Genomic DNA, 6,961 nt, shown 5'->3' with positions numbered 1-6,961 from the left:
GGGGGGGGGGGGGGGGGGGGCGCCGGCCCCCCCCCCCCCCGCGTCCAACCAGCCCATGCATACCTCGCTTCCCAGCAGAAACTTCCCCTATCAGAGAAACAAGGTCCGCACCGCCCCAGCGTGCCGCAAGTCTTGTATAAAACCCACAGATTGTTAACTCAAGGGTCAGCAGTCCCCCGCACTTAAGTAACTGAAAAGATTGCACAATCTTCCAGTGGTTTGTGACAATTGCGTCATCTTTACGCGCGAGTTATAAGTTGCGAATCGTTTGACTCATGTCCGTATAACCACTTATAATCCCGCTGATTCATGTAATTACCACATCGCAAATCGTCCATATGCGCGGGCGCGAGACTAGAAAAATATGCTGCGCATCGTTTCCCTGCAGTTGATCGCAACGGTAGTTGCTGGCTTCGTCGCCGCACTGCTGGGGGGATGGCCTGCGATGTTTTCGGCAGTACTGGGCGGTTTGTGCTGTGTCGTGCCCAACGGAATTATGGCGGTACGCCTGTTTGCCGCATCAACGAAAGTGGGCGGGGCCAACCCCGTCACATTTTTCATCTGGGAATTTATAAAGATTGCAATGACGCTGGCGCTCCTGGGAGCGGTGGCGTGGCTGTACCGCGATCTGAACTGGCTGGCCCTGCTGGGCGGGTTCATCGTGGCACTGAAGAGTTACATATTCTTATTATTTAGGCACTGACAATGGCGACTCCAACCGTAGAAGGCGCAGCACACCACGCGCCCACCGCATCAGAATACATCAAGCACCACCTCGGCCACCTGTCGAACAAGCACCAGGACTTCGTCGCCGATTTCAGCGTCATCAACATGGACACCGTGTTCTGGTCCGTCACCATGGGCGTGATCGGCTGCCTGCTGATGTGGATGGCCGCGCGCCGCGCCACCTCGGGCGTGCCGGGCCGCTTCCAGGCTGCCGTCGAGATGCTGGTCGAAATGGTCGAAGACCAGTCGAAGGCCATCGTCCACGGCGACCGCAGCTTCATCGCCCCGGCCGCACTGACCGTGTTCGTCTGGGTCGCCCTGATGAACTCGCTGGACTTCCTGCCGGTCGACCTGTTCTCCGCGCTGTTCGGCCTGCTGGGCGTCGAACACCTGTTCCCGTATCACCGCGTGGTCCCGACCGCCGACCTGAACGGCACCATCGGCATCTCGCTGGGCGTGCTGGCCCTGATGCTCTACTACGGCATCAAGATCAAGGGCTTCGGCGGCTGGATCCACGAACTGCTGGCAGCACCGTTCGGCATCTGGATGGCGCCGTTCAACCTGCTCCTGAACATCATCGAATACGCAGCAAAAATGGTGTCGCTCGGTATGCGACTGTTCGGCAACATGTACGCCGGTGAGCTGCTGTTCCTCTTGATCGCACTGCTGGGCTCGACCGCTACGGTGTTCGGTTTCATCGGCCACGTCATCGCTGGCTCGATCTGGGCGATCTTCCACATCCTGATCGTGTTCCTGCAGGCATTCATCTTCATGATGCTGACGCTGGTGTATCTCGGTCAGGCCCATGAAGGCCACTGATCGGCGCCGCAAGCATCGAACAAGATAGTGGTTGTAACGAAGTTGTAGTTTTTAATCTAGTTTTTAAATTAACTTTTTGGAGTAATCATGACTGACGTTTCTTTTGTTGCACTGGCTTGCGGTTTGATCATCGGCCTCGGCGCTATCGGCGCATGTATCGGTATCGCAATCATGGGCGGTAAGTACCTCGAAGCTTCGGCACGTCAGCCTGAACTGATGAACACCCTGCAGACCAAGATGTTCCTGCTGGCTGGTCTGATCGACGCGGCATTCCTGATCGGTGTTGGTATCGCAATGCTGTTCGCATTCGCCAACCCGTTCACCGCAGTCTAAGACCCGCGGCTTGACGTCTTGAATAGCCGAACCAGTTCCTGGTTCGGCATCCGTGTTTCTGTAAGAGGGAAAATACCGTGAACCTTAATGCAACCCTGTTTGCACAGTTCGCTGTCTTCTTCATCCTGGCGCTGTTCACCATGAAGTTCGTGTGGCCGCCGCTGATGAAAGCGCTCGACGAGCGCGCACAGAGGATCGCGAATGGTCTGGCCGCCGCCGACCGTGGCAAGGCCGACCTGGCCGCCGCCGAAAAGCGCGTGCAGACCGAACTGGCTGGCGCCCGTGACGAAGTCCAGAAGCGCATCACCGACGCCGAAAAGCGCGCCGCAGCCATCATCGAAGAAGCCAAGCGCACCGCTTCGGAAGAAGCAGCCCGTATCGTCGCCGCCGCCCAGGCCGACGCTGCCCAGCAAGTGACCCGTGCCCGCGAAGAACTGCGCGGCCAGGTGGCGACCCTCGCCGTCCAGGGCGCCGAGCAGATCCTGAAGCGCGAAGTGAACGCAGCGGCCCACGCCGACCTGCTGTCGAAACTGTCGACCGAGCTCTGATCATGGCAGAACTCGCAACCGTCGCCCGCCCTTACGCCGAAGCGCTGTTCCGTGTCGCCCAATCCGGCGACATGGCCGCGTGGTCGGCCATCGCTTCGGAGCTCGGCCAGATCGGCGCGAACGCCGAAGTGCAGGCCTTCGCCAGCAACCCGAACCTCACCCACGCACAGCTGGCGGACACGATTGCGTCCCTGGTCAAGTCGCCGCTGAACGCCGAAGCGAAGAACTTTATCGCGATGCTGGCTGAAAACGGCCGCATCAACCTGCTGCCCGAGATCAGCGCCCAGTTTGCCGCCCTGAAGAACGCGAGCGAAGGCGCTGCCGACGCCACGATCTACAGCGCGTTCGAGATCTCGGCTGACCAGCTGTCGCAGCTGGTTGCCACGCTGGAAAAGAAATTTGGCCGCAAGCTGAACCCAACGGTAACAGTGGATCCTTCGCTGATCGGTGGTGTGCGCGTGGTCGTCGGTGACGAAGTGCTCGATACCTCGGTACGCGCCAAGCTGCAACAGATGCATGTTGCGCTGGTGTCGTAAGCGCGTATCGCGATAGCACTCGCCGGCGTCCCGCCCTTGCCCTACGCATCAAAAAACATTATTGGAGTTAGCAAGCATGCAACTTAACCCATCTGAAATCAGCGAACTGATCAAGAGCCGGATCCAGGGCCTCGAAGCAACCGCTGACGTTCGCAATCAAGGCACGGTGATCTCCGTCGCCGACGGTATCTGCCGCATCCATGGTCTGTCGGACGTGATGCAGGGCGAGATGCTCGAATTCCCGGGCAACACCTTCGGCCTGGCGATGAACCTCGAGCGCGACTCCGTCGGCGCCGTCATCCTGGGCGCCTACGAGCACATCTCGGAAGGCGACACCGTCAAGACCACCGGCCGCATCCTGGAAGTGCCGATCGGTCCGGAACTGCGTGGCCGCGTGGTCAACGCACTGGGCCAGCCAATCGACGGCAAGGGTCCGATCAATACCGCCCTGACCGCCCCGATCGAAAAGATCGCGCCGGGCGTCATCGCCCGTGAATCCGTCTCGCAGCCGATGCAGACCGGCATCAAGTCGATCGACGCGATGGTGCCGATCGGCCGTGGCCAGCGTGAGCTGATCATTGGCGACCGCCAGACCGGTAAATCGGCTGTCGCTGTCGACGCGATCATCAACCAGAAGGGCCAGGGCGTCACCTGCGTGTACGTCGCGATCGGCCAGAAGGCATCGACCATCAAGAACATCGTCCGCTCGCTGGAACAGCACGGCGCGATGGAGTACACCATCGTGGTCGCCGCTTCCGCTTCGGAATCGGCAGCGATGCAGTACATCTCGGCCTACTCGGGCTGCGCGATGGGCGAATACTTCCGCGACCGCGGCGAAGACGCACTGATCGTGTACGACGACCTGTCGAAGCAGGCTGTCGCCTACCGCCAGATCTCGCTGCTGCTGCGCCGTCCGCCGGGCCGCGAAGCGTATCCGGGCGACGTGTTCTACCTGCACAGCCGCCTGCTCGAGCGCGCAGCACGCGTGAACGCCGACTACGTCGAGAAGTTCACCAACGGCGCCGTGACCGGCAAGACCGGCTCGCTGACCGCACTGCCGATCATCGAAACCCAGGCGGGCGACGTCTCGGCCTTCGTTCCGACCAACGTGATTTCGATTACCGACGGCCAGATCTTCCTGGAGACCTCGCTGTTCAACGCCGGTATCCGTCCTGCGATCAACGCCGGTATCTCGGTGTCGCGCGTCGGTGGCGCAGCCCAGACCAAGGTCATCAAGGGCCTGTCGGGCGGTATCCGTACCGACCTGGCGCAGTACCGTGAACTGGCTGCGTTCGCGCAGTTCGCATCGGACCTGGACGAGTCGACCCGCAAGCAGCTGGACCGCGGCGCACGCGTGACCGAACTGCTGAAGCAGCCGCAGTTCTCGCCGCTGCCGACCTCGCTGATGGCCGCATCGCTGTTCGCCGTCAACAAAGGCTACCTGGACGACATCGAAGTCAAGAAAGTGCTGCCGTTCGAGCACGGTCTGCACAACTTCCTGAAGTCGAGCCACGCTTCCCTGCTGTCGAAGATCGACGAAACCAAGCAACTGGACAAGGACGGCGAAGCTGCGCTGGCCGCCGCCATTGCTGATTTCAAGAAATCCGGCGCATTTTAATCTCGGGCCGGCGCTGCCTTGAAGGCGGCGCCGGCGCGTGGAAGGAGTAAGGACTCATGGCAGTAGGCAAAGAGATTCGTGGCAAGATCAAGAGCGTAGAGAATACGAAGAAGATCACCAAGGCGATGGAAATGGTCGCCGCATCGAAAATGCGCAAGGCGCAGGATCGTATGCGCGCCGCCCGTCCCTACAGTGACAAGGTTCGTACCATCACCGCCAATCTTGCCGGCGCAAACCCGGAGTACACGCACCCGTTCATGGCGCATGCCAAGGACGTGCAGGCGAAGGCCGTGGGTTTCATCGTCGTCACGACCGACAAGGGTCTGTGCGGCGGCATGAACACCAACGTGCTGCGCCAGGTGACGCAGAAGGCGCGCGAGATGGAACAGGCGGGCAACAAGGTCGAAGCGGTTGCCATCGGCAACAAGGGCCTGGGCTTCCTGAACCGCATGGGCATGAAGGTCGTCTCGCAAGTGACCCAGATCGGCGATACGCCGCACCTGGACAAGCTGATCGGCCCGGTCAAAGTGATGCTGGACGCGTACCAGGAAGGCAAGCTCGACGCTGTCTACCTGTGCTACACCAAGTTCATCAACACGATGAAGCAGGAACCGATGGTCGAGCAACTGCTCCCGCTGCCGGCCAAGCACCTGGAAAAGGAAGCCGGCGGTATCAGCTGGGACTACATCTACGAACCGGAAGCGCAAGTCGTCATCGACGAGCTGCTGGTGCGTTATGTCGAGGCGCTGGTGTACCAGGCCGTGGCCGAGAACCTGGCGTCCGAGCAATCGGCGCGCATGGTGGCGATGAAGGCAGCGAGCGACAACGCCGGTAGTGTCATCAGCGACCTGAAGCTGGTCTACAACAAGACCCGCCAGGCTGCGATTACCAAAGAACTCTCCGAGATCGTTTCCGGCGCAGCAGCCGTCTGACGATCAAAGCACAAGAATTTAACTATATCTGAAGGAACGAAAATGGCTGATGGCAAAATCGTTCAGTGTATCGGCGCCGTGGTCGACGTGGAATTCCCGCGTAACGCCATGCCGAAAGTGTACGACGCACTGAAAATGGAAGGTTCGGAACTGACCCTGGAAGTCCAGCAGCAGCTGGGCGACGGCGTGGTCCGTACCATTGCACTGGGCAGCTCGGAAGGCCTGCGCCGCGGCATGATCATCCAGAACACCGGCAACCCGATCATGGTCCCGGTCGGCACCCCGACCCTGGGCCGCATCATGGACGTGCTGGGCAACCCGATCGACGAATGCGGTCCGGTCAGCCACGAGCGCATGGCGTCGATCCACCGCGATGCGCCGGCCTACGACGAGCTGTCGCCGTCGACCGACCTGCTGGAAACCGGCATCAAGGTGATCGACCTGGTCTGCCCGTTCGCCAAAGGCGGCAAGGTCGGCCTGTTCGGCGGCGCCGGCGTCGGCAAGACCGTCAACATGATGGAACTGATCAACAACATCGCGAAGGCGCACTCGGGTCTGTCCGTGTTCGCCGGCGTGGGTGAGCGTACCCGTGAAGGTAACGACTTCTACCACGAGATGGCGGACGCCAAGGTCGTCGACCTGGAAAACCCGACCAACTCGAAAGTGGCGATGGTCTACGGCCAGATGAACGAACCGCCGGGCAACCGTCTGCGCGTCGCGCTGACCGGCCTGACCATGGCGGAAGCCTTCCGTGACGAAGGCAAGGACGTTCTGTTCTTCGTGGATAACATCTACCGTTACACCCTGGCCGGTACCGAAGTGTCGGCACTGCTGGGCCGTATGCCGTCGGCGGTGGGCTACCAGCCGACCCTGGCCGAAGAAATGGGCCGCCTGCAAGAGCGTATTACCTCGACCAAGACCGGCTCGATCACCTCGATCCAGGCCGTGTACGTCCCTGCGGATGACTTGACCGACCCGTCGCCTGCCACCACCTTCGCCCACCTGGACTCGACCGTCGTTCTGTCGCGTGACATCGCTTCGCTGGGTATCTACCCGGCAGTGGATCCGCTGGACTCGACCTCGCGCCAGCTGGACCCGCTGGTCGTCGGTGAAGAGCACTACAACACCGCGCGCGCCGTGCAGGGCACCCTGCAGCGCTACAAGGAACTGCGCGACATCATCGCGATTCTGGGCATGGACGAACTGGCGCCGGAAGACAAGCTGGTCGTCGCACGCGCTCGTAAGATGCAGCGTTTCCTGTCGCAGCCGTTCCACGTCGCTGAAGTGTTCACCGGCTCGCCGGGCAAGTACGTTTCGCTGAAAGACACGATCAAGGGCTTCAAGATGATCGCGTCGGGCGAACTGGACCACCTGCCGGAACAGGCCTTCTACATGGTCGGCACCATCGAGGAAGCAATCGAGAAAGCCAAGAAGCTGGCTGCCTAAGCT

General features: G+C 60.8%; 8 protein-coding genes. All 8 read left to right on the top strand.

What is annotated here, in order from left to right:
- Nucleotides 1-364 precede the first annotated feature (364 nt).
- On the top strand, nt 365-703 hold the full coding sequence (locus KBW98_RS19045; protein WP_211521741.1) for an ATP synthase subunit I: 339 nt from the start codon (nt 365-367) through the stop codon (nt 701-703).
- A gap of 2 nt (nt 704-705) precedes the next feature.
- Complete coding sequence (atpB, locus tag KBW98_RS19040) at nt 706-1,545, top strand: F0F1 ATP synthase subunit A (RefSeq protein ID WP_211521740.1); 840 nt, start codon at nt 706-708, stop codon at nt 1,543-1,545.
- An 87-nt stretch (nt 1,546-1,632) separates the two neighbouring features.
- A complete protein-coding gene (gene atpE / locus KBW98_RS19035) occupies nt 1,633-1,878 on the top strand; it encodes a F0F1 ATP synthase subunit C (protein WP_211521739.1) in 246 nt (81 codons plus the stop codon).
- A 77-nt stretch (nt 1,879-1,955) separates the two neighbouring features.
- A complete protein-coding gene (locus KBW98_RS19030) occupies nt 1,956-2,426 on the top strand; it encodes a F0F1 ATP synthase subunit B (RefSeq protein WP_211521738.1) in 471 nt (156 codons plus the stop codon).
- Between the two features lie 2 nt (nt 2,427-2,428).
- On the top strand, nt 2,429-2,962 hold the full coding sequence (locus KBW98_RS19025; RefSeq protein ID WP_211521737.1) for a F0F1 ATP synthase subunit delta: 534 nt from the start codon (nt 2,429-2,431) through the stop codon (nt 2,960-2,962).
- Between the two features lie 76 nt (nt 2,963-3,038).
- Nucleotides 3,039-4,580 carry a F0F1 ATP synthase subunit alpha gene (gene atpA, locus KBW98_RS19020; RefSeq protein WP_211521736.1) on the top strand — a complete coding sequence of 514 codons (1,542 nt, stop codon included), beginning with the start codon at nt 3,039-3,041 and terminating at the stop codon, nt 4,578-4,580.
- 56 nt (nt 4,581-4,636) lie between these two features.
- Nucleotides 4,637-5,512, top strand: a complete 876-nt coding sequence (gene atpG / locus KBW98_RS19015; RefSeq protein ID WP_211521735.1) for a F0F1 ATP synthase subunit gamma — start codon at nt 4,637-4,639, stop codon at nt 5,510-5,512.
- A gap of 42 nt (nt 5,513-5,554) precedes the next feature.
- Nucleotides 5,555-6,958 carry a F0F1 ATP synthase subunit beta gene (gene atpD, locus KBW98_RS19010; protein WP_159699287.1) on the top strand — a complete coding sequence of 468 codons (1,404 nt, stop codon included), beginning with the start codon at nt 5,555-5,557 and terminating at the stop codon, nt 6,956-6,958.
- Nucleotides 6,959-6,961: the final 3 nt, after the last annotated feature.

The sequence above is a fragment of the Massilia sp. ST3 genome (assembly GCF_018119405.1).
GTDB lineage: Bacteria > Pseudomonadota > Gammaproteobacteria > Burkholderiales > Burkholderiaceae_D > Telluria.
The sequence above is the reverse complement of the archived record's forward strand: the minus strand, read 5'-3'. Positions and strand labels throughout refer to the sequence as shown.

Bases quoted from the DNA above. Each gene is read 5' to 3' on its own strand.
- atpG (WP_211521735.1), top strand. From the start codon at position 4,637: ATGGCAGTAGGCAAAGAGATTCGTGGCAAGATCAAGAGCGTAGAGAAT.
- atpA (WP_211521736.1), top strand. From the start codon at position 3,039: ATGCAACTTAACCCATCTGAAATCAGCGAACTGATCAAGAGCCGGATC.
- atpD (WP_159699287.1), top strand. From the start codon at position 5,555: ATGGCTGATGGCAAAATCGTTCAGTGTATCGGCGCCGTGGTCGACGTG.
- atpE (WP_211521739.1), top strand. From the start codon at position 1,633: ATGACTGACGTTTCTTTTGTTGCACTGGCTTGCGGTTTGATCATCGGC.
- KBW98_RS19045 (WP_211521741.1), top strand. From the start codon at position 365: ATGCTGCGCATCGTTTCCCTGCAGTTGATCGCAACGGTAGTTGCTGGC.
- atpB (WP_211521740.1), top strand. From the start codon at position 706: ATGGCGACTCCAACCGTAGAAGGCGCAGCACACCACGCGCCCACCGCA.
- KBW98_RS19025 (WP_211521737.1), top strand. From the start codon at position 2,429: ATGGCAGAACTCGCAACCGTCGCCCGCCCTTACGCCGAAGCGCTGTTC.